This is a genomic window from Streptomyces sp. V3I7, from assembly GCF_030817495.1.
GTDB lineage: Bacteria > Actinomycetota > Actinomycetes > Streptomycetales > Streptomycetaceae > Streptomyces.
In genome coordinates this window covers 1,261,560-1,285,946 of sequence record NZ_JAUSZK010000001.1, presented here as the reverse complement: position 1 = coordinate 1,285,946, position 24,387 = coordinate 1,261,560, and the positions used below count along the sequence as shown (strand labels likewise).

General features: G+C 72.1%; 26 protein-coding genes, 1 tRNA gene and 1 pseudogene. 11 read left to right on the top strand and 17 right to left on the bottom strand.

Annotated elements, in window-relative coordinates; translation table 11 throughout:
* Positions 1 to 13 precede the first annotated feature (13 nt).
* The gene (locus tag QFZ74_RS06160) at positions 14 to 607 is read left to right on the top strand and encodes a TetR/AcrR family transcriptional regulator (protein ID WP_307619760.1); all 594 of its coding nucleotides are present in this window, start codon (positions 14 to 16) and stop codon (positions 605 to 607) included.
* A gap of 56 nt (positions 608 to 663) precedes the next feature.
* On the opposite strand, the gene QFZ74_RS06155 is transcribed toward QFZ74_RS06160, so the two are convergent.
* The 4 genes from QFZ74_RS06155 to QFZ74_RS06140 form a co-directional block, all read right to left on the bottom strand.
* Positions 664 to 1,878 carry an acyl-CoA dehydrogenase gene (locus QFZ74_RS06155; RefSeq protein WP_307619759.1) on the bottom strand — a complete coding sequence of 405 codons (1,215 nt, stop codon included), beginning with the start codon at positions 1,876 to 1,878 and terminating at the stop codon, positions 664 to 666.
* 6 nt (positions 1,879 to 1,884) lie between these two features.
* Complete coding sequence (locus tag QFZ74_RS06150; RefSeq protein ID WP_307619758.1) at positions 1,885 to 2,907, bottom strand: phosphotransferase family protein; 1,023 nt, start codon at positions 2,905 to 2,907, stop codon at positions 1,885 to 1,887.
* A gap of 154 nt (positions 2,908 to 3,061) precedes the next feature.
* Positions 3,062 to 3,358, bottom strand: coding sequence for a hypothetical protein (locus QFZ74_RS06145; protein WP_307619757.1), 297 nt, complete (start codon positions 3,356 to 3,358; stop codon positions 3,062 to 3,064).
* A 106-nt stretch (positions 3,359 to 3,464) separates the two neighbouring features.
* Entirely contained in the window at positions 3,465 to 4,733 is a 1,269-nt protein-coding gene (locus tag QFZ74_RS06140; RefSeq protein ID WP_307619756.1) for an MFS transporter, read from the bottom strand.
* A gap of 143 nt (positions 4,734 to 4,876) precedes the next feature.
* Between QFZ74_RS06140 and QFZ74_RS06135 the strand changes: the two genes are divergently transcribed.
* Entirely contained in the window at positions 4,877 to 5,812 is a 936-nt protein-coding gene (locus tag QFZ74_RS06135; RefSeq protein WP_307619755.1) for a LysR family transcriptional regulator, read from the top strand.
* A gap of 250 nt (positions 5,813 to 6,062) precedes the next feature.
* Here QFZ74_RS06135 and QFZ74_RS06130 read toward each other — a convergent pair whose 3' ends face one another.
* The 4 genes from QFZ74_RS06130 to QFZ74_RS06115 all read right to left on the bottom strand — a co-directional run bounded on the left by QFZ74_RS06130 (position 6,063) and on the right by QFZ74_RS06115 (position 8,303).
* On the bottom strand, positions 6,063 to 6,392 hold the full coding sequence (locus tag QFZ74_RS06130) for a DUF202 domain-containing protein (RefSeq protein ID WP_307619754.1): 330 nt from the start codon (positions 6,390 to 6,392) through the stop codon (positions 6,063 to 6,065).
* Complete coding sequence (locus QFZ74_RS06125; protein WP_307619753.1) at positions 6,389 to 6,781, bottom strand: YidH family protein; 393 nt, start codon at positions 6,779 to 6,781, stop codon at positions 6,389 to 6,391. The genes QFZ74_RS06130 and QFZ74_RS06125 overlap by 4 nt, the downstream gene beginning before the upstream one ends.
* 27 nt (positions 6,782 to 6,808) lie before the next feature.
* Positions 6,809 to 7,324 (bottom strand): NUDIX hydrolase, encoded by a 516-nt coding sequence (locus QFZ74_RS06120; protein WP_307619752.1) that lies wholly within the window; start codon positions 7,322 to 7,324, stop codon positions 6,809 to 6,811.
* An 82-nt stretch (positions 7,325 to 7,406) separates the two neighbouring features.
* Positions 7,407 to 8,303, bottom strand: coding sequence for a DMT family transporter (locus QFZ74_RS06115; protein WP_307619751.1), 897 nt, complete (start codon positions 8,301 to 8,303; stop codon positions 7,407 to 7,409).
* Between the two features lie 254 nt (positions 8,304 to 8,557).
* Here QFZ74_RS06115 and QFZ74_RS06110 point away from each other — a divergent pair, with 254 nt between their 5' ends.
* Positions 8,558 to 9,280 (top strand): molybdopterin-dependent oxidoreductase, encoded by a 723-nt coding sequence (locus QFZ74_RS06110; protein ID WP_307619750.1) that lies wholly within the window; start codon positions 8,558 to 8,560, stop codon positions 9,278 to 9,280.
* Positions 9,264 to 9,890 carry a cytochrome b/b6 domain-containing protein gene (locus QFZ74_RS06105; protein ID WP_307619749.1) on the top strand — a complete coding sequence of 209 codons (627 nt, stop codon included), beginning with the start codon at positions 9,264 to 9,266 and terminating at the stop codon, positions 9,888 to 9,890. The genes QFZ74_RS06110 and QFZ74_RS06105 overlap by 17 nt, the downstream gene beginning before the upstream one ends.
* A 93-nt stretch (positions 9,891 to 9,983) precedes the next feature.
* Here the strand turns inward: QFZ74_RS06105 and QFZ74_RS06100 are convergent.
* The 3 genes and pseudogenes from QFZ74_RS06100 to QFZ74_RS06090 form a co-directional block, all read right to left on the bottom strand.
* Positions 9,984 to 10,361 (bottom strand): annotated as a pseudogene (locus tag QFZ74_RS06100) (SDR family oxidoreductase); the annotation flags it as partial.
* 87 nt (positions 10,362 to 10,448) lie between these two features.
* Complete coding sequence (locus QFZ74_RS06095; RefSeq protein ID WP_307619748.1) at positions 10,449 to 11,846, bottom strand: GntP family permease; 1,398 nt, start codon at positions 11,844 to 11,846, stop codon at positions 10,449 to 10,451.
* Between the two features lie 80 nt (positions 11,847 to 11,926).
* Positions 11,927 to 12,445, bottom strand: coding sequence for a gluconokinase (locus tag QFZ74_RS06090; protein WP_307619747.1), 519 nt, complete (start codon positions 12,443 to 12,445; stop codon positions 11,927 to 11,929).
* A gap of 144 nt (positions 12,446 to 12,589) precedes the next feature.
* Here QFZ74_RS06090 and QFZ74_RS06085 point away from each other — a divergent pair, with 144 nt between their 5' ends.
* Entirely contained in the window at positions 12,590 to 13,291 is a 702-nt protein-coding gene (locus QFZ74_RS06085; protein ID WP_307619746.1) for a FadR/GntR family transcriptional regulator, read from the top strand.
* A 34-nt stretch (positions 13,292 to 13,325) separates the two neighbouring features.
* Here QFZ74_RS06085 and QFZ74_RS06080 read toward each other — a convergent pair whose 3' ends face one another.
* Both QFZ74_RS06080 and QFZ74_RS06075 read right to left on the bottom strand, forming a co-directional pair.
* Positions 13,326 to 13,703, bottom strand: coding sequence for a YchJ family protein (locus QFZ74_RS06080; RefSeq protein WP_307619745.1), 378 nt, complete (start codon positions 13,701 to 13,703; stop codon positions 13,326 to 13,328).
* Positions 13,704 to 13,797: 94 nt separating this feature from the next.
* Positions 13,798 to 13,882 (bottom strand) — tRNA-Leu (locus QFZ74_RS06075).
* A gap of 164 nt (positions 13,883 to 14,046) precedes the next feature.
* Here QFZ74_RS06075 and QFZ74_RS06070 point away from each other — a divergent pair.
* The 3 genes from QFZ74_RS06070 (at position 14,047) to QFZ74_RS06060 (ending at position 16,756) form a co-directional block, all read left to right on the top strand.
* Positions 14,047 to 15,372, top strand: coding sequence for a M20/M25/M40 family metallo-hydrolase (locus QFZ74_RS06070; protein ID WP_307619744.1), 1,326 nt, complete (start codon positions 14,047 to 14,049; stop codon positions 15,370 to 15,372).
* Positions 15,373 to 15,530: 158 nt separating this feature from the next.
* A complete protein-coding gene (chpH, locus tag QFZ74_RS06065) occupies positions 15,531 to 15,764 on the top strand; it encodes a chaplin ChpH (protein WP_307619743.1) in 234 nt (77 codons plus the stop codon).
* A 140-nt stretch (positions 15,765 to 15,904) separates the two neighbouring features.
* Positions 15,905 to 16,756, top strand: coding sequence for a chaplin family protein (locus QFZ74_RS06060; RefSeq protein WP_307624055.1), 852 nt, complete (start codon positions 15,905 to 15,907; stop codon positions 16,754 to 16,756).
* Positions 16,757 to 16,834: 78 nt separating this feature from the next.
* On the opposite strand, the gene QFZ74_RS06055 is transcribed toward QFZ74_RS06060, so the two are convergent.
* Positions 16,835 to 17,023, bottom strand: coding sequence for a DUF5703 family protein (locus QFZ74_RS06055; protein ID WP_043407302.1), 189 nt, complete (start codon positions 17,021 to 17,023; stop codon positions 16,835 to 16,837).
* 47 nt (positions 17,024 to 17,070) lie between these two features.
* Here QFZ74_RS06055 and QFZ74_RS06050 point away from each other — a divergent pair, with 47 nt between their 5' ends.
* Positions 17,071 to 17,772 (top strand): hypothetical protein, encoded by a 702-nt coding sequence (locus QFZ74_RS06050; RefSeq protein ID WP_307619742.1) that lies wholly within the window; start codon positions 17,071 to 17,073, stop codon positions 17,770 to 17,772.
* Positions 17,773 to 17,830: 58 nt separating this feature from the next.
* Here QFZ74_RS06050 and QFZ74_RS06045 read toward each other — a convergent pair whose 3' ends face one another.
* Together QFZ74_RS06045 and QFZ74_RS06040 are read right to left on the bottom strand one after the other, a co-directional pair.
* Positions 17,831 to 20,104: an ATP-binding domain-containing protein gene (locus tag QFZ74_RS06045; protein ID WP_307619741.1), complete on the bottom strand. Its 2,274-nt coding sequence runs from the start codon at positions 20,102 to 20,104 to the stop codon at positions 17,831 to 17,833.
* On the bottom strand, positions 20,101 to 21,084 hold the full coding sequence (locus QFZ74_RS06040; protein WP_307619740.1) for an aldo/keto reductase: 984 nt from the start codon (positions 21,082 to 21,084) through the stop codon (positions 20,101 to 20,103). The genes QFZ74_RS06045 and QFZ74_RS06040 overlap by 4 nt, the downstream gene beginning before the upstream one ends.
* A gap of 164 nt (positions 21,085 to 21,248) precedes the next feature.
* Here QFZ74_RS06040 and QFZ74_RS06035 point away from each other — a divergent pair, with 164 nt between their 5' ends.
* Positions 21,249 to 22,304 (top strand): LLM class F420-dependent oxidoreductase, encoded by a 1,056-nt coding sequence (locus QFZ74_RS06035; RefSeq protein ID WP_307619739.1) that lies wholly within the window; start codon positions 21,249 to 21,251, stop codon positions 22,302 to 22,304.
* A 233-nt stretch (positions 22,305 to 22,537) separates the two neighbouring features.
* The gene (locus QFZ74_RS06030) at positions 22,538 to 23,326 is read left to right on the top strand and encodes a ferritin-like domain-containing protein (protein ID WP_307619738.1); all 789 of its coding nucleotides are present in this window, start codon (positions 22,538 to 22,540) and stop codon (positions 23,324 to 23,326) included.
* A gap of 58 nt (positions 23,327 to 23,384) precedes the next feature.
* On the opposite strand, the gene corA is transcribed toward QFZ74_RS06030, so the two are convergent.
* On the bottom strand, positions 23,385 to 24,383 hold the full coding sequence (gene corA / locus QFZ74_RS06025; RefSeq protein WP_307619737.1) for a magnesium/cobalt transporter CorA: 999 nt from the start codon (positions 24,381 to 24,383) through the stop codon (positions 23,385 to 23,387).
* Between the last annotated feature and the right edge of the window lie 4 nt (positions 24,384 to 24,387).

The following is a 24,387-nucleotide window of genomic DNA, read 5'->3' as shown; positions in this document are numbered from 1 at the left end:
GCAGGTGGCGGCAGTGCCCAGGACCACGGACGGAGACGGAACCCCCGTTCCGCAGCGGCTGCTCGCCGCCGCCACCCGGCTCTTCGCCGAGCAGGGGTACGACCGCACCTCCGTACAGGAGATCGTCGAGGCGGCCGGCGTCACCAAAGGCGCGCTGTACCACTACTTCGGCTCCAAGGACGACCTCCTGCACGAGGTGTACGCCCGCATGCTGCGCGTCCAGCAGGAGCGGCTGGACGCCGTCGCGGACGCCGACGAGCCGGTCGAGAAGCGGCTGCGCGCCGCCGCGGCCGACGTCGTCGTCACCACGATCGAGAACCTCGACGACGCGTCGATCTTCTTCCGCTCCATGCACCATCTGAGCCCGGAGAAGAACAAGCAGGTCCGCGCCGAGCGCCGGCGCTACCACGAACGCTTCCGCGCGCTCATCGAGGAGGGCCAGCAGGCGGGGGTCTTCTCCAAGGCGACCCCGGCGGACCTGGTCGTGGACTACCACTTCGGCTCCGTGCACCACCTGTCCACCTGGTACCGCCCCGACGGACCGCTCACCCCGCAGGAGGTGGCCGACCACCTGGCCGACCTGCTGCTGCGGGCGCTGCGTCCCTGAGGTGACATGTGTAAGGGGCGGTCGCCAATTGGCGACCGCCCCTTACACATGCTTGCTCACAGGTACTTCTTCAACTCCCGCCGCGCCAGCGAGCGCTGGTGCACCTCGTCCGGCCCGTCGGCCAGCATCAGCGTACGGGCGCCGGCGTACAGCTCGGCCAGCGGGAAGTCCTGGCTCACGCCGCCCGCGCCGTGCAGCTGGATCGCGCGGTCGAGGATGTCGACCACCGCGCGCGGGGTGGCGATCTTGATGGCCTGGATCTCCGTGTGGGCGCCCTTGTTGCCGACCGTGTCCATCAGCCAGGCCGTCTTCAGCACCAGCAGCCGCAGCTGCTCGACCGTCACCCGGGCGTCCGCGATCCAGTTCTGCACCACGCCCTGCTGGGCCAGCGCCTTGCCGAAGGCGGTACGGGACACCGCGCGGCGGCACATCAGCTCGATCGCCCGCTCCGCCATGCCGATCAGCCGCATGCAGTGGTGGATCCGGCCGGGACCGAGCCGGGCCTGGGCGATGGCGAAACCGCCGCCCTCCTCACCGATCAGGTTCGACACCGGCACGCGCGCGTGGTCGAAGACGACCTCGGCGTGGCCGCCGTGCCAGTGGTCCTCGTAACCGAAGACCTGCATCGCGCGCTTGACCGTGACGCCCGGGGTGTCGCGGGGGACGAGGACCATGGACTGCTGGCGGCGGATGTCCGCTCCGTCCGGGTCCGTCTTGCCCATCACGATGAAGATCTTGCAGTCCGGGTTCATCGCCCCGGAGATGTACCACTTGCGGCCGGTGATGACGTACTCGTCGCCGTCCCGCTCGATGTGCGTGGTGATGTTCGTGGCGTCGGAGGAGGCCACCTCCGGCTCGGTCATGGCGAACGCCGAGCGGATCTCACCGGCCAGCAGCGGCTCCAGCCACTGCTTCTTCTGCTCGTCGGTGCCGAACTGCGCCAGCACCTCCATGTTGCCGGTGTCCGGCGCCGCGCAGTTCAGCGCGGTGGGCGCGAGCTGCGGGGAGCGGCCGGTGATCTCGGCGAGCGGGGCGTACTGGAGGTTGGTGAGCCCGGCGCCGTACTCGGCGTCCGGCAGGAAGAGGTTCCACAGGCCCTGCCTGCGCGCCTCGGCCTTCAGCTCCTCGACCACCGCCGGGGTGTCCCAGGGTGAGTCCAGCGCGGCCCGCTGCTCCTCGGCGACCGCCTCGGCCGGGTAGACGTACTCGTCCATGAAGGCGAGCAGCTTGTGCCGCAGTTCCTCGGTGCGCGCGTCGAACGCGAAGTCCATGAGCGGTCAGCCTTCCTGAAGAGTGGTCAGTCCGTGCTCGATGAAGACGGGGACGAGGTCGCCGATGCGGTCGAAGCCGCGCCCCACCGTCTGGCCCAGCGTGTACCGGTAGTGGATGCCCTCCAGGATCACGGCGAGCTTGAACCAGGCGAACGCCGTGTACCAGGAGACGTCCGAGACGTCGCGCCCCGAGCGCGCGGCGTACCGCTCGATCAGCTCGGCCGGAGTCGGATGCCCGGGGGCCTCGGCGGTGGTGGAGACCGGCGAGTCGGGGGTGTCGAGCGGCATGCTGTACATCGCCAGCAGGCCGAGGTCGGTGAGCGGGTCGCCCAGCGTCGACATCTCCCAGTCGAGGATCGCCTTGATCTGGTCGTCGGCTCCGATGAGGACGTTGTCCAGCCGGTAGTCGCCGTGCACGACGGTCGGCGCGGGGGAGTCGGGCAGGGCGCGGCCGAGGGCGGAGTGCAGCTCGTCGATGCCGGCCAGCTCACGGTTGCGGGAGCCGTCCAGCTGCTTGCCCCAGCGGCGCAGCTGGCGGTCCAGGAAGCCCTCGGGGCGGCCGAAGTCGGCGAGGCCCACCTCGGCGGGGTCGACCGCGTGCAGCTCGACGAGGGTGTCGACGAGGGACAGCACGGCGTCGCGGGTGCGCTTCTCGCCGAGCGGGGCGAGCTGGCCGGCGGTGCGGTACGGGGTGCCCTCGACGAAGTCCATGACGTAGAACGGCGCCCCGAGCACCTCCTCGTCCTCGCACAGCAGCACCGGGCGCGGCACCGGGACGTCCGTCGGGTGCAGCGCGCTGATCACCCGGTGCTCGCGCTTCATGTCGTGCGCGGTGGCGAGGACATGGCCGAGCGGAGGGCGCCGTACGACCCACTTCGACGTGCCGTCGGAGACGGCGTACGTCAGATTCGACCGCCCGCCCTCGATCAGCCGGCCGGTCAGCGGGCCGTCGATCAGACCGGGCCGCTCACGCTCGAGCAGGACACGCAGCCGGTCGAGATCGAGTCCGGGCGGGTGATCGGGGCTCATGCGTCGCTCCTACGAAGGGGAGAACAAGGTCGCGACTCATGATGCCGACCGGTCGGTATGCCGTCCAGTGCGCAGGCCCAACGTGATCGGGGCCACCTTACGGCGACGGCTCCCTCGCGCGGTGCGCGAAGGAGCCGTCAGGGGGCGGTTCCGGTCAGTGGTCGTCCCAGTGGCCGCCGTGCTCGGCGTGCCGGTGACCGTCGTGAAGGTAGTCGACATGGTCACCGTGGCGCACGCGCGCGTGCCCGCACCCCTCGCCGTGCTGGTGGTCGTGCCCATCGTGCATGACATGGCCGGAAACCTCGCACTCGTCCCAGTGCCCGGAGTGCTCCCGGTGCAGGTGCCCGTCGTGCGCGTAGTCGACGTGGTCGCCGTGCGGCACGGCGGCGTGCCCGCAGTCGGGACCGTGGGCGTGCGCGTGGGAGGCGTGTTCGTGATGCAGGGCGGTCATGGTGCTCACCTTCCGGGGCGGGGCGATGCCGACGACGGACAGGCTGCCACGCGATCCGTGTGTTGCCGTACATATCCGGATGTATGGGGCGGCGTGTGGCGGCACGTCAGACGCGGCTGGCCGCCGGCTCCGGATCGGCGGCGCGCGCTGCCGCGCTGAAGGGGAGCAGCGCCGGGGTCGCCAGCAGGAGCAGGCCGGCCACGCCGATGGCCGTACGCGGGCCGAGCAGGCTGCCCAGTACGCCCCAGACGGCGGTCAGCAGCGCGGTCGAGGCCTTGGTCGTCACCGTCCAGGCGGTCAGTGTGCGGGCGACCCGGTCGGTCGCGGTGCGCTGAAGGCGATAGGTGGCGTAGACCGGGTTGAAGACCCCGCAGCAGAAGATGAGCCCGAGTTCGACGCCCATCACCAGCAGCAGCCCTCCGGTGCCCGGCCCCAGGAAGGCGGGGCCGACGGACCAGACCGCGCGCAGCGAGCCCGTCACGACCAGGACGCGGTGCTGCCCGAACCGGGCGGCGAGCGGCCGGGCCAGCCGGGAGCCGAGCAGTCCGCCGATCGAGGGCGCGGCGAAGGCGAGGCCGTACTGCCACGGTGCGAACCCGAGCCGGCCGAGCATGAGGACGGCGAGCAGCGGCTCGGTGGCCATCACCAGGCCGTTGAACAGGGCGGTGTTGAAGAACAGCGGACGCAGCGTCGCGTCGGCGAGGATGTACCGCCAGCCGTCGAGCAGGTCACCGGCCCGCAGGCGCCCGGCCTCCCGGCGCTCGGGTCGCGGCTCGTCGCCGCCGGTGGCGCGGATGCCCAGGGCCGAGAGCAGGTAGCTGACCGCGTCGGCCAGCACCGTCGCCACGGGGCCGAGGAGCCCGATCGCCGCGCCGCCCAGCGGCGGGCCGATGATCGTGGTCGTCCAGGCGGTGGACTCGAACCGGGAGTTGGCGACGAGCAGGTGCTCGGCCGGCAGCAGCGTCTTCAGGTAGGCGCCGGAAGCGGCGCGGAAGGTGATGTCCGCCGCCGCGACGGCGACCGAGACCAGCAGGAGCTGGACGAAGGTCAGCACTCCGAGCGCGAACGCGGCGGGGATCGACAGCAGCGCCGCGCACCGGGCCAGGTCCGTCGCGATCAGAACCGGCCGCTTGCGGCGGAACTCCACCCACGGGCCGAGCGGCACCGCCACCGCCGCGCCCACCGCGGCCCCCACGGAGGAGAGCGCGGCGACCTCGGCCGGTCCGGCGTGCAGTACGCGGACGGCGATCAGCGGGAACGCGCCGAAGGCGAGCCACGTACCGAGCGCACTGGCCCCGTACGCTCCCCACAGCCACCCGAACCGCGGCCCCAGACGCTGCCCGAGCAGACGTCCCAGCCGCAGCCCGCTCCCCATGCCCGACGCCTCTCACCGCTCACCCGCACAACCGATCCGCGTGCGGAAACACTCGGAGCCATCAAACCGGGCGCCGTGACCGGGGATCAAACAACCGCCAGGCCGCAGGCTACAACCAACGGTTGTGCGCCTAGGGTGTCGGTATGGACCTCGACGCCGTCCGGACCTTCGTCGCAGCCGCCGACACGGGGCGGTTCCAGGAAGCGGCCACCGAGCTGGCCCTCACCCAGCAGGCCGTCTCCAAGCGCATCGCCGCGCTGGAGCGGAACCTCGGTGTGCGGCTGTTCACGCGCACCGCGCGCGGCGCCGAGCTCACCATCGACGGGCAGGCGTTCCTGCCCCACGCGCGCGAGCTGCTGCGGGCCGCCGAGCGCGCGGTCGCGTCCGTGCACACCGACCGGCGTCCGCTGCGCGTCGACGTGATCGCCTCGCGCGGCGCGGCGACCGGCCTGATGCGCGGCTTCCACCGCGCGCACCCGGAGACCGAGCTCGACGTGGTGATGCTGTTCGACATCGACACGGCCGTCGCCGCCATCCGCTCCGGCGCGATCGACGCGTCCTTCCGCGCCGTCGCCGTGCCCGGCCGGCCCCTGCCCGAGGACATCACGTCCGTACGGGTCCTCGACGAGCCGCTCCAGCTCCTCACCGGCCCCGCCCACGCCCTGGCGGGCGCCCGCTCGGTGACCGTCGCCCAGCTCGCCGGACACCGGATCTGGATGCCCGGCATCGTCCCCGGCACCGAGTGGGCCGCCTACTACGACGACCTCGTCGCCGAGTTCGGCCTCACCATCGAGGCGACCGGCCCCAACTTCGGCTCCGACGCGCTCCTCGACACCGTCGCCGACACCCCGGCCCTGGCCACCTTCATGGGCGGCCACACCCGCCTCGTCTGGCCCGACGGCCACGGCCTGCGCCGCATCCCGGTGACCGACCCGACCCCCGTCTACCCCCACTCGCTCCTCTGGCACCGCGACAATCCCCACCCCGCGCTGGCCGCCCTCCGCGCCCACCTCGCCGCCACGACGCCCGGCCACGACGCCCCCGGGTCCTGGACCCCGGACTGGGTGACCCCGCACTGAACCCCACGCGACTCCGGTGGCGCTATAGGGGGTGTCTCGTCGATCACGCCGGGCTCGCGAGGCCTGGCACCTCCCCCAAGCTCTTCGAGCAGGGGGCGCCCCCAGCCGCGTGGTCGTCGGTCTCCCCCAAGCTCTCGGCTTCGCTCGAGCAGGGGGCACCCCCATCACTCCGCATCGACTCCCTCCTCCGCCTTGCGATGCACGGCACCAGACGCCGCTCCCTGATCCGGCCTGATCGACGAGACACCCCCTAGACCACCAGCACCGCCGCGCACACCGCCATCGCCACCCCGCACAGGACCGCCGCCGTGGCGATCCGGGGGGAGAGGGCGGGGGGCTGGAACGAACCGGACAGAGTGCGGATGCGGCGGTGGGCGATGGCGAGGAAGCAGAGCCAGAGCATGCAGCAGACGGCGCCGATGGCGACCGCCGTGGTGGACGCGCCGGAGTGCAGGACGGTGCGCAGCGCGAGAAGGGTGGTGACGACGTATGAGAGGGTCGTGCGGCGCCAGGCCAGGCGCGTCCGCTCCGGTTGCAGCCCCGGGTCGCGCGCGGGGCTCTCGGGGGTGGCGGCCGTCATCCGTCCCAGCCGACCAGTACGACGACCACCATCGCCACGGCCACCACCGTCACCACGAGGCTCAGCACCGCCGGGAACCGCGACACCGGCAGATCCTCGCCCCGGCGCATCGCCCGCTCGCAGCGCACCCAGTGGTTGACCGCGCGCAGCGAGCACAGCACACCCGCACCGAGCAGACCGAGCGCCAGCCCCACGCGCCAGCCCCAGCGCAGGTCCGGCAGGAACTGGTCCACCGCGAATCCCCCGCCGATCAGTGCGAGGGAGGTCCGCAGCCAGGCCAGGAACGTGCGCTCGTTCGCCAGCGAGAACCGGTAGTCGGGGGTGCCGCCCTCGTCCCGGATCGCCTCGGGAGCGAACCACAGCCGGACGTTCCGCACGAATTCGATCACGCGCTGGACCCTACCCGGGCGCCCCGCTCACCGCCCCGAGCGGTACTCCCGCAGCTTCTCGTACCCCGCCCGCCCGTCCGGCACCCACTCCCAGTCACCGAGCCGGGCCTCCACCTCGCTCTCGGGCAGGAAGTCGTGCCAGGCCACCTCCTCGACCTGCGGCCGCACCGGCAGCTCGCAGCGCACCTCGTACACCGCCGACCACCAGCTGCGCCCGGCGCCGTCGTCGTACAGGAACTTGAAGAGGTACGACGGCCGGGGCAGCCCCGTCACCCCGAGCTCCTCCTCCGCCTCGCGCAGGGCCGCGTCGTCGTAGGACTCGCCCGCGCCGACCACCCCGCCGACGAACATGTCGTACAGGGACGGGAAGACCAGCTTGGTCGGGGTGCGGCGGTGGACGAAGACGCGGCCCCGCGCGTCCCGGGCCTGGATGAACACGCACCGGTGGCGCAGCCCGCGGGCGTAGACCTCGCCGCGCGGGGACTGCCCGACGACCCGGTCGTGCTCGTCGACGACGTCGAGGATCTCGTCAGCAGGGTTCACAGGGGCAGCGAGGCTCACAGGGTCGGGGTTCACAGGGTCAGCAGGGTTCATGGGCCCATCCAAGCAGGGCCCGGGCGGGCGCTCAGTGCGGCTGGAGGTCGCGTGCCGGTTCCGACTTCGACGCCCCGGTCGGCATCGCCGGGTGCAGGCCGAGCAGCACGATGCCCAGGATGACGGCCGCCAGCCCCGCCGCCTGCCAGGCCAGGGCCCCGGCGTCGGTGCGCAGCCGGTCGCCGAGGAAGCCGACGCCGCACACGATCCCGGCGATCGGCTGGGCCGCGGTGAGCGCGGGCAGCGACATGCGCAGCGGCGCGGTCTCGAACGCGCTCTGGACCAGGATCAGCCCGGTGACGCCCAGCACCAGCACGCCGTACGGCTGCCAGCCGGAGAGCACTTCGGCCAGGCCGCCCTCGGCGAAGCGCTCGCCGCTCACCCGGGTCAGCGAGTCCTGCACGCCGTACAGCAGCCCGGCGGCGATGGCCAGCAGCAGGGGCGCGGCCGTGTTCAGTCGGGCGTGCCGGGCGAAGCCCGTGAGCAGCAGGGCCACGCCGACCATCGCGCCGATGATCAGCCAGTGCCGCAGCGGGTCGGTGACGGCGGTGCCGCCGCGCGGCTGGCCGGCCCAGATGAACACGGACACCCCGCCGGCGAGCAGCGCGAGCCCCGCCCAGCCCTGCCGGCCGAGCGGTGCCTTGGTCTGGTACCGGGACAGGGTGAGGGCGAACAGCAGGTTCGTCGCGAGCAGTGGCTCGACCATGGAGATCTCGCCGCGGCCCAGCGCGATGGCGCCCAGGACCATGCCGGCCACCATGAGCGCGGTGCCGGCCAGCCAGCGCGGCACCTTCATCAGGTCGAGCAGCAGCCGGGGGGTGAGGAAGTCGCTGAGGGGTGCCCTCTGGGCCACGTTCTGCTGGAGCACGAAGCCGATGCCCAGACAGCAGGCCGCGCTCACCGCGAGAACCACAATCAGAACCGACACGCTGCGTACCTCGATCGTCCGGCCGGGCAACGGGTGCGTAGTGGCGACTGTAGCGTCTGCGGCTCCCAGGACCCGGTATCCAGCGTGCCCCCGGAAGTACCCGTAACCCGGCAGTTCAACCGGTCACGACGCAGACGACGGTGAACCGGTCACTCACAGTCAGTCACCCGCAGCTGGTCGTCCGGTTCTTACGGAACGCTGACGCGAGCCCGCCGCCCCTGGTCCCGCGCGTCCGCGAGTGTTCGAATGAACGGGTGAACCCTGAACAGCACGAGGAGGGCCGGCCCATCGGCCGCCGGATCTTCCTCGGCACCCTCGGCCTCGGCGCCCTCGGCGTGGTCGCCGCCCCCACCGTGCAGCACGGGCTGGAGTCGTTGCTCGGCACCGTGTCCGGCAAGGACCCCACGGGACTGACCGGCCTGCTCCCCAACGGCGGCGGCTTCCGCTACTACTCGGTCGCCGCGTCCGTACCGCACAAGGGGCCGGCCGACTACCGGCTCACGGTGGACGGACTCGTCGACCGTCCGCGCGCGTACACGCTCGCCGAGCTGCGCGCGCTGCCCCGGACACGGCTCGTCCGGGACGTCCAGTGCGTCACCGGGTGGCGGGTGCCGGGTACCCCGTTCGAGGGCGTACGGCTCTCGCGCCTGCTGGACGCCGCCGGGGTGCGCGCCTCGGCGCGGGCGATCCGCTTCACCTGCTTCGACGGCACGTACACCGAGAGCCTCACCCTCGACCAGGCCCGCCGCCGCGACGTGCTGGTCGCCCTGCGCATGCAGGACAAGGACATCGGTCACGACCACGGCGGCCCCGTCCGCCTCTACGTGGCGCCCATGTACTTCTACAAGTCGGCCAAGTGGCTCTCCGGCATCACGGTCACCGACCGGGTGCGGCCGGGCTACTGGGAGCGGCTGGGATACGACGTCGACGCCTGGGTCGGCCGCTCGAACGGACGGTCCGATGACCCTACGAGCTGAGGCGGCCCCGGCCACCACGGCACGGCTGGCCCGCTTCACCCCCGCCGAGCGCTGGATCCACCGCGCCACGGCCGTGCTGATGGGCGTGTGCGTGCTGACCGCGGCCTGTCTCTACGTCCCGCAGCTCGCCGTGCTCGTGGGGCGCCGGGAGCTCGTGGTCCGGGTGCACGAATGGGCGGGCCTCGCCCTGCCCGTCCCGGTCCTGATCGGCCTCGTCTCCCGCGCGTTCCGCGCCGACCTGGGCCGGCTCAACCGCTTCGGCCCGCACGACCGGGTCTGGCTGCGCGCCGCCCTGCACCGCGACAAGCGGCGTGCGTCGCGTCCGGCGGCCAAGTTCAACGCGGGGCAGAAGGTCTACGCCGCGTGGCTCGCCGGCGCCACCCTGGTCATGCTCGGCACGGGCCTGCTGATGTGGTTCACGCATCTCACGCCGCTGGAGTGGCGCACGGGCGCGACCTTCGTCCACGACTGGCTGGCGCTGACCATCGGCGTGGTCCTGGCCGGCCACATCGGCATGGCCTGGGCCGACCCGGAGGCGCGGCGGGGCCTGCGCACGGGGACGGTGAGCGGGGAGTGGGCGCGGCGGGAACATCCGCTGTGGCGGCCGTGAGCGTGGGCCGAGGCCCGGCCTCGGTCGACGCCCACCGGTGCGGCGGGCGTGGCCAGCCGGCGGCCGTGAGGCTCATGCCCTGCGGCCGGGCGTTCACAGCACGCTGGTCATGCCGACGTCGACGTACAGCACCTGGCCGTTGACGAAGTCCGCGGCGGGGGAGGCGAGGAACAGGACGCCGCCGACGAGGTCCTCGGTGCGGCCCCAGCGGGCGGCCGGGGTGCGGCGGCGGACCCAGGCGCTGAACTCCTCGTCCTCGACGGGCCGGGTCGGTTCGGTCTCGATGTAGCCGGGGCCCAGCCCGTTGCCCTGCACGCTGTGCGGGGCCCAGTCCGCGCACATGCCCTTGTCGAGCGGGCCCACCCGCTCCTCGACGTCCCCGATCCCGGCGGCCACCGAGGGGCCGTCGGTCACGTCGAAAACCGCCGTGCGGACCTCCCCGGGCAGGGCGACAGAGGCCTCGTCAAGGCGGACGCGGGGTCTGGCACGCCCAGACCCCGCTCACCCGCACTGATCAGGCGCCGTGGCTTTCCTTCGACCTGATCCGCCGGACAGTCCCTAGAGGACCAAGGACAGCAAGAGGACCAGACCGCCCGCGACGACCGAGATGATCGTCTCCATGACGGACCAGGTCTTGACCGTCTGCCCGACCTCCAGGCCGAAGTACTCCTTCACCAGCCAGAAGCCGGCATCGTTGACGTGGCTGAAGAACAGCGAGCCGGCGCCGATCGCGAGGACCAGCAGGGCCGCGTGGGTCGTCGACATGTCGGCGGCCAGCGGGGCGACGAGACCCGCCGCCGAGACGGTCGCCACCGTCGCCGAACCCGTCGCCAGCCGGATCGCCACGGCGATCAGCCAGGCCAGCAGCAGGGCCGGGATGGACCAGTCCTTGGAGACGTCCAGGATCATCTGGCCGACACCGCAGTCGATCAGCGTCTGCTTGAAGCCGCCGCCGGCGCCGACGATCAGCAGGACGCCGACGATCGGCACGAGGCCCTTCTCGACGGTCTGCGAGATCCGGCCCTTGGTGAAGCCGGCCGCCCGGCCCAGGGTGAACATGCCGACGATGACGGCGGCGAGCAGGGCGATGAGCGGGGAGCCGATGACGTCGAAGACGCGCTGGAGCGGCTTCGTCGGGTCGTCGACCGTGAGGTCAACCAGCGCCTTGGCCAGCATCAGGACGACCGGCAGCAGGATCGTGGCGAGGGTGGCGCCGAAGCTCGGGCGCTTCTCCAGCTCGTCCGAGGCGCGCTGCGGCAGCATGCGCTCGGGAGCCTGGACGTCCACCCAGCGGGCCGCGACCTTGGAGAACAGCGGACCGGCGATGATCACGGTGGGGATGGCGATGACGATGCCGAGCGCCAGCGTGACGCCCAGGTTGGCCTTGACGGCGTCGATCGCCACCAGCGGGCCGGGGTGCGGGGGCACCAGGCCGTGCATCACGGACAGACCGGCCAGCGCCGGAATGCCGATACGCATCAGCGAGTAGTTGCCGCGCTTGGCCACCATCAGCACCACCGGGATCAGCAGCACGATGCCGACCTCGAAGAACAGCGGCAGACCGATGACGGAGGCGATCAGCACCATCGCCCACGGCATCGCCCGGCCACCGGCCTTGGCGAGGATCGTGTCCACCACCTGGTCGGCGCCGCCGGAGTCGGCGAGCAGCTTGCCGAGGATCGCGCCCAGCGCGATCAGCACGCCGACGCCGGCGACCGTGGTGCCGAGACCGGTGGTGAAGCTCGCTATCGCCTTGTCGAGCGGGGCACCGGCGAACGCGCCGAGCGCGAGCGAGCCGATGGTGAGCGCCAGGAAGGCGTGGAGCTTGAACTTGGTGATGAGCAGGACGATGACGGCGATACCCGCCAGCACGGCGATGCCCAGCTGGGCGTGGCCGGCCGTGGTGATCGGCGCAACGGTGTCCGCTGCCAGCATCTCGACGCTGAGTCTGGTCACGGTGTTCCCTTGGGAAATGGGGGACGGGGGAAGGGGATGCAGTGGGGATCACTGCGTGCGGGGGGTGGAGGTGTGGAGCCTCAGTGCACGGCGTGGGGAAGCTCGGACAGCGCGTTGACGGCGCGCTCGGTGATCTCCTCGGGACCACCGGCGACATCCACGGCGACTCCCGCCTCGTCCGCCTCGAGAGGCTGGAGCGTGGCGAACTGGGAGTCCAGCAACGCGGTCGGCATGAAGTGGCCCTGACGGTGCGACATCCGCTCCTCGATGAGCTCGCGCGAGCCCGTGAGGTGGACGAACACGACCCCGGGGGCCGCGGCCCTGAGGCGGTCACGGTACGCCCGCTTCAGCGCCGAGCTGCTGACCACTCCACCGAGCCCGGCCCGATCGTGCGCCCAGCCGCCGATGGCATCGAGCCACGGCCAGCGGTCCGCGTCGTCGAGCGGGATGCCGGCCGACATCTTGTCGATGTTGGCCTGCGGGTGGAAGTCGTCGCCTTCGGCATACGGGACGCCGAGCCGGTCGGCGAGCAGAGGACCGATGGTGGTCTTGCCCGTGCCGGCGACGCCCATCACCACGACGACGTGGGTGGTACGCATTGCTGCCTCGCTGTCTTCCTCGACATGCGACGTCGGACTGCTGACGTCGGCCTCACTGAAACCTATTAGATACGACAAATTCAAGAGTCTGTGACGAATAAGTCTGACTTTTTGTCTCCGTGATCCGCTCTGTACGCTGAGTGCATGAGCACACCGGGCCGGGGGCTGCACGGCCATGTACTGGACACCCTCGGACCCGCGATCACCGCGGGCGAGTACGCTGCGGGCAGCGTGCTGCGCACGGACGAGCTGGCCCACCACTTCGAAGTGTCACGATCGGTGATGCGCGAGGCGGTGCGCGTCCTTGAGTCCATGCACCTCGTCGAGTCCCGCCGCCGCGTGGGCGTGACCGTCCTGCCCAAGTGCGAGTGGAACGTCTACGACCCGCAGGTCATCCGCTGGCGGCTGGCCGGCGCCGACCGCCCGCACCAGCTGCGCTCGCTGACCGTGCTGCGCTCGGCGATCGAGCCGGTCGCGGCGGGCCTGGCCGCGCGCAACGCCACGAAGGAACAGTGCGCCGAGCTCACCGAGTGCGCGCTGGGCATGGTGGCCAACTCCAGCGGCCACAAGCTCCAGGAGTACCTGGTCCACGACATGGCGTTCCACCGGGTCATCCTCACCGCCTCCCGCAACGAGATGTTCGCCCGCCTGGGAGACGTCGTCGCCGAGGTCCTCGCCGGCCGCACCCACCACGAGGTCATGTTCGAGGACCCCGACCCGGCCGCCGTCACCCTGCACGTCCAGGTCGCGGAGGCGGTCCGCGCGCGCGACGAGGTCCGCGCCGAGCGGCTGACCCGCGAGATCACCGAGGGCGCCCTGCAGGAGCTGGACATCCTGGCGCCGTAGCGCCCCCGACTCCCTGCCCCGCCGCTCGGTCGGCTCAGTCGTCGAGGAACTCCCCGTCGACGTACACCCAGGCCCCGTCGACGCGCTCGAAACGGCTCCGCTCGTGCAGCGAGCCGCCCCGGTAGGAGGCGCGGAAGGTCACGGTGCCGGTGGAGTGGAAGGCCGAGCCGTCCCGGGTGTCGAGCACCTCCAGGCCGGTCCACCGCATCCCCGCGTCCAGGTCGAGCCCGTCCGGCCGGGTCAGCGGATGCCAGGTCCGCAGCAGATATGCCACGTCCCCCGTCACGAAGGCGCTGTACCGGGACCGCATCAGCGCCTCGGCGGTGGGCGCGGCCAGGGCGCCGGAGTGGAAACGGCCGCAGCACTTCTCGTACGGCTCGGACAGGCCGCAGGGGCAGGAACGCGTGGTCATACGGCCATTGTCGGGGACGGCGGGACCGGGCCGGCGCACGTCGCACACGAGTGAGGGCCGCGACCTCACGGTCGCGGCCCTCACTCATCTCGTGTGTCCGAGGGGGGACTTGAACCCCCACGCCCGATAAAGGGCACTAGCACCTCAAGCTAGCGCGTCTGCCATTCCGCCACCCGGACAAGGTGTCTGTCGCGCGTGGTTTCCCTCGCGGCGACACAGAGAACATTACCAGGCTCCCGGGGGTGCCTGATCACCCCCCTCCTCCTCGCGGCCCTCTTGGGTGCGGGGCCGCGGAGAGAGAGGATGAGGGCAACCACCAGCAGTGACAGCGGGAGGAAGCAGCGTGAGCGACAAGGACACGGCCAGGGGCGTCACCGGCGAGGACGAGGTCGTGGACCTCTGCCGCGACCTGATCCGGTTCGACACGAGCAACTACGGCGACCACTCCGGCCCCGGCGAGCGCAAGTCCGCCGAGTACGTCGCCGAGAAGCTGGCCGAGGTGGGGCTCGAGCCGCGGATCTTCGAGTCGCACCCGGGACGCGCCTCCACGGTGGCCCGGATCGAGGGCGAGGACCCGTCCCGGCCGGCGCTGCTGATCCACGGCCACCTGGACGTCGTACCGGCCAACGCCGACGACTGGACCCACCACCCGTTCTCCGGCGAGGTCACGGACGGGTGCGTGTGGGGGCGCGGAGCCGTCGACATGAAGGACATGGACGCGATGACCCTCGCGGTCGTGCGCGACCGGCTGCGCAGCGGGCGCCGTCCCCCGCGCGACATCGTGCTCGCGTTCCTCGCCGACGAGGAGGCGGGCGGCACGTACGGGGCCCGCTGGCTGGTCGACAACCACCCCGAGCTGTTCGACGGCGTCACCGAGGCGATCAGCGAGGTGGGCGGCTTCTCCTTCACGGTGAACGAGCAGCGGCGGCTCTATCTGATCCAGACGGCCGAGAAGGGCATGCACTGGATGAAGCTGACCGTGGCCGGCACCGCCGGGCACGGCTCGATGATCCACCGCGACAACGCGATCACCGAGCTGTCGGAGGCGGTCGCCCGGGTCGGCCGGCACAAGTTCCCGGTACGGGTCACCAAGACGACGCGGGCCTTCCTCGACGAGCTGGGCGACGCGCTCGGCGTCGAACTGGACGCCGAGGACATGGAGTCCACCCTCGCCAAGCTCGGCGGCATCGCCAAGCTCATCGGCGCGACCCTGAGCAACACGGCCAACCCGACGCAGCTGAACGCCGGCTACAAGGTCAACGTCATCCCCGGCGAGGCCACCGCGCACATCGACGGACGGTTCCTGCCCGGCTTCGAGGACGAGTTCCTCACCGACCTCGACCGGCTCCTCGGCCCGAACGTGCGCCGGGAGGACGTGCACGCCGACAAGGCCGTGGAGACCACCTTCGACGGTGCCCTGGTGGAGGCCATGCAGTCCGCACTGCTCGCTGAGGACCCGGCCGCGAAGGCGATCCCGTACATGCTCTCCGGCGGTACGGACGCCAAGTCGTTCGACGACCTCGGCATCCGGGGCTTCGGCTTCGCGCCGCTCAAGCTGCCGCCGGAGCTGGACTTCGCGGGCATGTTCCACGGCGTGGACGAGCGGGTGCCGGTGGACGGGCTCAAGTTCGGTGTACGGGTGCTCGACCGGTTCATCGACGCGTCCTGAATTCCGGCCGGGACGATAACCGAACAATAATCGGTCGCCCGTGCGGCCGTGACTGAGAAGAGTGAATGCGACGATACGCTCGTATCTTGATTACTCCCTCCTCGTTACACGTGATGCGATCCGTCAGCTGGGGATCGCTTTGCCAACAAGGAGGAACAATGCTCAAGAAGGTCGTCGCTGCTGCGGCTGCCACTGGTGGTCTGGTTCTCGCGGGTGCGGGCCTGGCCGTCGCCGACTCGGGTGCTCAGGGTGCCGCCGTGCACTCCCCGGGCGTCATTTCCGGCAACGTCGTCCAGGTTCCCGTGCACGTCCCGGTGAACGTCTGCGGCAACACGATCTCCGTGATCGGGCTGCTGAACCCCGCCTTCGGCAACTACTGCGTCAACAAGTGACGCCCACTCCCTGAGGGGCGTCCGACCGTCGGCCCCGGAGCGCGCGCCATGCGCTCCGGGGCGACCGGTCTTTTCGCAAGGAATTCGAGCACGATCGAATAGCGAAGGCAGGGGGGAATCACGTCATGCGGATTCATTTCATGGGACAGGGCACCCGCAAGGGCCTCATGACCGTCGTCGCGGCGACCGGTGTCATCGTCGGCGCGGGCGGCTACGCCCACGCGGATTCGGGAGCGAGCGGCTCGGCCGCCGGCTCGCCCGGTGTGCTGTCCGGCAACACCGTCCAGGTACCGGTGCACGTACCGGTCAACGTCTGCGGCAACACCGTGAACGTCGTCGGACTTCTCAACCCGGCGGCGGGCAACGCGTGCGGCAACGGCGGACGGAGCGGCTCCTCGGGCGGTCACGGCGGCTCCGGCGCGCACGCGGGCGCGCACACCGGCGGCTCGCCCGGCGTCGGCTCCGGCAACAGCGTGCAGGCGCCGATCGACGTGCCGGTGAACGTGTGCGGCAACAGCGTCGACATCATCGGGATCGGCAACGCCGCGCTGGGCAACACGTGCGCCAACGACGGAGGCTCCTCCGGGGGCGGCCACGGCACCACGCCTCCGGGCGGGGGCGGTGGGGGCGGGGGTGGCCATGAGACGCCGCCAGGGAACCCCGGTCAGCCGGGACACCCCGGTCACCCCGGTGAGCCGGGTCACCCTGGCAACCCGGGTCATCCGGGCAACCCTGGCACGCCTGGTCACCCCGGTACCCCCGGGCACCCCGGTGAGCCGGGCAACCCGCCCTCCACAGGCGGCGGCCTGACGCCCGGCGGCTCCGCGCACGGCGGCGGCCAGGGCGGCGGCAGCGAGGTCACCCAGCCCCGGCCCACCGCACAACTCGCGCACACCGGCAGCGACCTGCCGCTCGGCGTCGCGATCCCGGCGAGCGCGGGGGCGCTCCTGGCGGGCGTGGTGCTGTACCGCAGGGGCAAGGCGTCGGCGTAAGGGCAGGAATCGGCGCAGACGACGGAGCGGGCCCCACCATCGACGGGGCCCGCTCCGTTCACGCGCATGCGCCTTGTCTCACCAGGTGGCGCGGACCTGGCGGATGATCCGCCGACGCAACCGCACCTTGCGGCTGCCGTCCCGCAGCAGGCTCAGTCGGTCCAACTCCCAGTGTCCGTACTCGGCATGGTCCGTCAGCAGACGCGTGGCCTCCTTGCGGGAGACCCCGCGCGGGACGTACACGTCGACAAATTCGTATTCCGGCATCGCATCTATTGTGCGGGCACACGCCCGGTACGGATAGCGTCTGCACTATGTCTGATGCTGCGCAGCCCACCGCTGCCGAGGTACGCGCCGCCGCCGAGGCGGTCAAGACCGCGCTCGACCGCCACCTGGCCGCGGTCGAACGCAGGTCCGGGGAGGACGATCCGGCTGTCTACGAGGCGTTCAACGAGCTCGCCGCGGCCGCCGAGGTCTACGACGAGCTGCTCTACGACCGTTACGACGAGGTCACCCCCTTCGAGATCCCCGGTGCCGAAGAGGCGTTGCCGCCGTACGCGGGCCCCGAGGAACCGCACGCCCTCAGCGTGCTGATCCGCCGGGACTACGCCGTGGTGGAGCCGCAGCGGCTGCTGGCCCAGGCCGAGCGGGTCGAGGCGGCCGAGGAGGGCGAGGCCGTCGGCACCGGCGAGGACGCCGCGAGCACGGTGCACGGCGCGCTGGGCATCCTGTTCGGCGAGTTCGAGCCGGACGAGATCGCCTCGCGGCACAAGGAGTTCGGGCTGGAGGAGGGCGACTCCACCCTCTGGGTCACCGCCACCGACGAGCCTGCCGACCCGGGCGAGTGGCTGGAGGCGCCGTTCGACGAGATCGACCCGGAGCACGTGGTCTGCCGCTTCGACGTCAGCGCGGTCTTCGACGAGGAGCAGGACGAGACCGAGGACGACGAGGACGGCGAGGACGGCGAGGACGGCGACGAGGACGCGGACGCGTCGGACCGGGGTCGCGGGCGCTGATCCCGGGGCGGTGCCGGACCGGCCCATCGGGCCCGTGCGGCACCGCCACCGCCCCGCGTCAGGACGCGGGCACCTGCGTCGTCAGCAGGACCTGCAGACGCGTCGTCCGCGGCTTGGCCGGGACCTCGGCGACCGCTCTCGGCAGCGCCTGGTCCACGCCGTGGACCACGGACAGATGACGTTCCGCGCGGCTGAACGCCGTGTACACCCACGGTCGGCTGAGAGCCTGCGCCGCGTCGCCGGGCAGCACCACGACCACCGCCGGCCAGCGGCCGCCCGCCGCCTGATGCGCGGTCAGCGCCCACCCGTGCCGTACGGACCGCTCGACCCGCTCTCTCGGTACGACGACGAGGACGCCCGCGCACGACAGGTGCAGTCCCTCGGCGTCGGCCTTCACCACCTCCCCCGGGAGCGTGCGGCCCGGCGCGGGGGAGTAGGCCACCCGGTCACCGGGATCGAAGCCGCCGAAGCGGCCGGGGCCCGGGTTGAGGCGCTGCTTGAGGGCCGCGTTGAGCGCGCGGGTGCCCGCGGCACCGCCGTGCCCCGGCGTGATCACGACCGTCCGCTCCGCCGGGATGCCGATGGCGCGCGGCACCGAGTCCGCGACCAGCTGCACGGTCCGGTGCACGGCCTCGCCCGCGTCCCGCACCGGCACGATGACGACCTCCTTGCCGGGCGCCTCGACCTGGGTCAGCTCGCCGATGCCGATGCCGGAGACGAGCTCGCCGAGGGGGCCGGGGTCGGGAGTGCGCGAGGCGATCTGCGGGCAGGCACGGGCCGCGAGGAGGTCGGCGAAGACCCGGCCGGGTCCGGCCGACCACAGCACCGCCGGGTCCCCGCTCAGCACCAGCCGGGCGCCGTCGGGCAGCGACTCCACGAGCATCGCCGCGCTCTCCACGTCGAGCTGCGGCGCATCCAGGACGACGAGGAGATCGAGCTCCAGGGCGCCGTCCGCGTCCCGGCCCGGTCCCTCGGCGCCGGACAGCAGCCCAGGGACGGTGACGACGGCGGACGAGTCGTCACCGGACGCCGGCAGGGCGGCGAAGCGGCGGCCGCCGTCCGGGGTGTGGGCGGCCGCGACGGCGCTCAGCCCCGCGGCGCGCGCCGCTGCGAGCAGAGCGGCCGGCTCGGCGCCGGCCGCCTCACCGCCGGTGTGCAGCACGAGGCTGTGCACGGCGACGGCACGCGCCAGTTCGGCCGCACTGCCGGAGAGGGAGGCGGCGGCCGACTCCCAGGGCTGCGAGGCCTCCTTGGGCGGGGAGTTGACGAGCCGGGCCAGTCCGTCGGCCAGGCTCTCCTCGGCGAGCGCATACCGCTCCAGGCCGACCAGCACGCGTACGGGGCGCTCCTCGTCGCCTTCCTCGTCGTCCTGTTGAGCGTCGTCCTGAGCGGCCGGGGCTCCCGGTTCCTCAAGGGCGTCCTGGAAGACCAGGGCGTCGCCCTCGGCGATCGTGCTCTGCACGGCCGCGGCCGGATCGGGCACACCCCGCTGCCGCAGCGCGGCAGCGAGCGCGGGCATCTCCAGGGCGGTGTGTCCGGCCAGCGCCGCCTGCTCCAGCAGCCAGAGGGTCATCGCCCGGCCCCGGCGCTCGTCGTCCGGACCGCACTGCGCGCCGAGCAGCGCCCGCGCGAACCCGTCGGCCTGCTCCGGCCGTACGCCGCCGAGCCGCAGCAACTGCCAGGGGTCCTCCCGCAGCAGGGCGTCCGCCCCCTCACCGAGGAGCGCGGCGGCCTGCGGAGCGAGGGCCTCCGGGGCCCCGCCGTCGGCGAGGACGCGCCGGACGGCGTCGACGGCTTCCGCCGCGGGAGCCGCCGGAGCGACGGCTTCCGGGGCGGGGGCGGGCTGTGGCCGGCGTTCGGGCTCGGGAGCCGCGCGGCGCGGCTGCGGTTCGCTGAAGACGGGGGCCGCGGACTTCTTGCCGCTCTCCACCGCCCGTACGGCCGCGAGCAGATCGGCGGCCTGGCCGCTGAGCTTGCCGCCGCTCTCGACGGGCCCCTGCCTCTCGGCCTTGCGCCGCTCGATCCGCTCCCGCTCGATCCGCTGAGCCGCGAGCTCCGCCTCGGCCGCGGAACGCTGCGCCGCGGAGTCGTCCGAGTCCCCGTCCGTGCCCGTGTCCGTGCCCGCGTCCGTGTCCGTGCCCGCGGTGCCCGCGCCCGTCTCCGCGTCGCCGCCCTCGGTCCCGGCGTCGTCCCCCGCCAGCGAGCCGTCGTCCGCCGCGCCCTCGCCGGCACCCGGCGCCGCGGCACCGTCAGCGTCCGTCCCCGCCTCCGGCGTCCGGTCGTCCGGGGTCCCCGGCTCGGCGTTCTCCGTGGTCTCCGGGTCCGTGCTCACAGCGTGCTCCAGTCGTGATCGGGATAGCGGTGCAGGGGCGCCGACACATCGTCGAGCGCCCGGCAGATCTCGTCAGGAAGACTAAGCGCCTCCACTGACAGCGCCCCCGTGAGCTGCTGGACGTTGCGCGCGCCGACGATCGGGGCGGCCACGCCGGGCCGGTCCCGCACCCAGGCGAGGGCCACCTGAAGCGGCGTCACGGCGAGGCCGTCCGCCGCCGTCGTCACCGCCTCCACGATCTGCCGTGCCGTGTCGTCGAGGTACGGGGCGACGAACGGCGCCAGGTGCTCCGAGGCGCCGCGCGAGTCCGAGGGCGTGGAATGGCGGTACTTGGCGGTCAGGACGCCGCGGCCGAGCGGCGAGGAGGGCAGCAGACCCACGCCCAGGTCCTGGGCGGCGGGCAGCACTTCGCGTTCGATCCCGCGCTGGAGCAGCGAGTACTCCATCTGCGTGCTCGCCAGCCGGGTGCGCGTACCCGGCGCCGCGAGCTGCCAGGTGGCCGCCTTCGCGAGCTGCCAGCCGCAGAAGTTGGAGACCCCGGCGTAGCGCGCGCGGCCGCTGCTGACGGCGAGGTCGAGGGCCTGGAGGGTCTCTTCCAGCGGGGTGTCGGGGTCGTAGGCGTGGATGTGCCAGATGTCGACGTAGTCGGTGCCGAGGCGGGCGAGGGAGGCGTCGAGCGCGGCGAGCAGATGGCCGCGCGAGCCGTCGAACCGGCGCTCGGGGTCCGGCACACTCCCCGCCTTCGTCGAGATGACCAGGTCCCGGCGTGGCACGAGGCCTTCCATGAGCTTGCCCAGCAGATACTCGGACTCCCCGGCGCCGTACACGTCCGCGGTGTCGACGAGGTTGCCGCCCGCCTCCCAGAACGCCTTCAGCAAGTCCGCGGCGTCGTGCTCGTCGGTGTCCCGGCCCCAGGTGAGGGTGCCGAGCCCGATCCGGGACACGCGCAGGCCGGTTCGGCCGAGATGCCTCTGCTCCATGTCCGCGAGATTACTGGCCATGACTGCTGCCGTGGGTTGCCTGTGGACAACCGAACTCCCTTGTGGACACAGGTTTCGGGCCGCCCGGGGCTCTCCCGGGGCGGCCTCCCCGCGCGCTAGTGTCTGCGCCACAGGCACGTTACTCACGGGTAAGGGGATCGGCGATGCAGCTCGGGATCAACCTCGGTTACTGGGGTGGCGGGATGGACGCGGACAATCTGGCCGTGGCACAGGAGGCCGAGCGGCTGGGCTACTCCGTGTGCTGGGCGGCCGAGGCGTACGGATCGGACGCGGCCACCGTGCTCACCTGGGTCGCCGCACAGACCGAGCGCATCGACGTCGGCTCGGCCATCTTCCAGATCCCCGCCCGCCAGCCCGCGATGACCGCGATGACCGCGGCCACGCTCGACTCGCTCTCCGGCGGCCGCTTCCGGCTCGGCCTCGGCGTCTCCGGCCCGCAGGTCTCCGAGGGCTGGTACGGCGTCAAGTTCGACAAGCCGCTGGCGCGCACGCGCGAGTACGTCGAGATCGTGCGCAAGGCGCTGACCCGCGAGCGCCTGTCGTACGAGGGCGAGCACTGGACGCTGCCGCTGCCCGGCGGCCCCGGCAAGCCGATCAAGCTGACCGTGCACCCGCAGCGCGAGCACATCCCGGTGTACATCGCGGCGATCGGCCCGAAGAATCTGGAGCAGACCGGCGAGATCGCCGACGGCGCGCTGCTCATCTTCCCCTCCGCCGAGCACCTGGAGGAGACCGCCGTCAAGTACCTGCGCGCGGGCCGCGAGAAGGCCGGCAAGACCCTCGACGGCTTCGACATCTGCCCGACCCTCCCGCTCGCCGTAGGCGACGACAAGGACGTGGCCCGGCTCGCCGACACCTTCCGCCCCTACACCGCCCTGTACGTGGGCGGCATGGGCAGCTTCAAGCAGAACTTCTACAACCAGCTCGCCCGGCGCATGGGATACGAGAAGGAGGCCGCCGAGATCCAGGAGAAGTACCTCTCCGGCGACAAGCACGGCGCCGCGGCCGCCGTACCACACGACCTCATCGACAAGACCACGCTGCTCGGCTCCGTCGGCCGCATCGCCGACCGGATGAAGGCCTACGCCGCGGCCGGCGTCACCACGCTGAGCCTCGCCCCCGCCGGCTTCACCCTCGACGAGCGGCTCACCTCCCTGCGAGCCGGCACCGACGCCCTGGAGCGCGCCGGTCTCGCGTAGGCAGCGAGGCGTCGGAAAGATTTCTGCGGCCGTGGTGGGGGCTCGGGGGGTCTTCCCCGCCACGGCCGTCACGGAGGACAACGCGCGGGCGCCCGAGCGGTTACGGGCCCGCGCCACGGCCGTGGAGTCCCCCGTTCGGCCGAGTTGTCGGACACAGCTGTTGCAGCCCCTCTCCCCGCGCATTTGACTCGGACTTCGCGGAGCCCTGCGGATGCTGCGGAGAGGTGGCCCTCATGCTGTCGGCCAGGAGTCTGTTCCAGGAGATCCTCGACAACGACGAGTCCTTCCGGCTCTTCTGCTCCATCGCGGCCGGCGGGGAGGCGCAGGGCGGCTGGGAGAACAGCCGGATCGCCGCACTGGTACCGCAGAGCCGGCGCGCGCTCGCCCCCAAGATCACCCGGCACGGCGCGGACGAGGACAAGCACGGGCGCATCTTCAACGCCCTGCTGCGCAAGCGCGGCCTCCACCCGGTCCCCGTACCGCCCGAGACCGACTACACGATGCTCCTGGAGCGGCAGGGGATCGGTCTCGCGCACGAGAAGCTCAGGCGCGACGAGCCGCTCACCGAACAGGACATCGTCGTCTACCTCGCCCACAGCCGGGTCACCGAGCAGCGCGCCTCCGAGCAGATGGAGCTGCTGTGCCGGCACTTCGGCGACCACCCCGACGTCGGTCGCGCCGTGCGGATGATCTCCCACGACGAGGACAACCACCTCGCCTACTGTCACGAGGAACTGCTGCGCCTCGCGCGCGCGGGGCACGGCCCGGCCATCCTGCGGGCGCTGCGCGCGTGCGCCCTCGCCGAGATCCGGGTGCACCGCGACGTCAGCCTCGCCGTCATGGCCCACATGGCGTGCATCCTCGGCTGGTCGCGGGCCAGGTCCGCGCTCCTCGCCGCGGGCATCCACGCCCGGTACGCCTACGAGCGGGCCGTCGGCTGGCACCGCATGGTCTCCCTGCGGATGCCCGAACGACGCGACGCGCTGGGCGGCCCCGCGCCCGCGGCGACCGAGTACGCCTGACGGCGGGGACGACCGAAGGCGGAGACGACCGAAGGAGGGAGGGACGATTGAAGCCGCCCTACAACCAGCCCCGCCGCTTGAAGCCCCGGAACATCAGCACCTCCAGGACCGCCATCACGCACAACACCACCGGGTAGCTCCAGATCCAGTGCAGCTCGGGCATGTGGTCGAAGTTCATGCCGTAGATGCCTGCGATCAGCGTGGGCACCGCGGCCATCGCCGCCCACGCGGAGATCTTCCGCATGTCGTCGTTCTGGCGGACGCTCATCTGCGCGAGATGCGCGGACAGGATGTCGGACACCAGCCGGTCCAGACCCTCCACGGACTCGTTCACGCGCGTCAGGTGGTCGTTGACGTCACGGAAGAACGGCCGCGCCGCGTCGTCCACGAACGGCACCGCCGTGCCGCCCGCCTCCCCGCCCGAGAGATGGGTCAGCGGCAGCGCCAGCGGCACCGTCGCCCGGCGGAACTTCAGGATCTGCCGCTTGAACGTGTAGATCCTGGACGCGGTGCCCCGCGAGCCGGAGTCGGAGGGGGAGAAGACCTCCGCCTCCAGCTCGTCCAGGTCGTTGCTCAGCTCGGCCGCCACCTCCATGTAGGCGTCGACCGTGGCGTCCGCGGTCGCGTGCAGCACCGACGTCGGCCCGTGCCGCAGCTTCTCGGGATGAGTCTCCAGCCGCTTCCGAACCTCCGTCAGCGCCGAGGCCTTGCCGTGCCGGACGGTCACCACGAACGAGTCGCCGATGAACACCATGACCTCGCCGGTGGAGACGGCGTCGCTCTCGGGCTCGTAGAAGACCGGCTTGAGGACCATGAAGAGGGAATCGTCGTACACCTCCAGCTTCGGCCGCTGGTGGGCCTTCAGGGCGTCCTCGACGGCCAGCGGGTGCAGCCCGAACACGTTCTTGACGCTGTCGAACTCCTGCGCCGTCGGCTCGTGCAGGGCGAGCCACACGAAGGCGCCGTCCGTGTCGCGCGCCTCCTCAAGGGCCTTGGCGGGTTCCGCGGGTCCGTCGGTGCGACGCCCGTCGCGGTAAAGGGCACAGTCGAAGATCACGCGG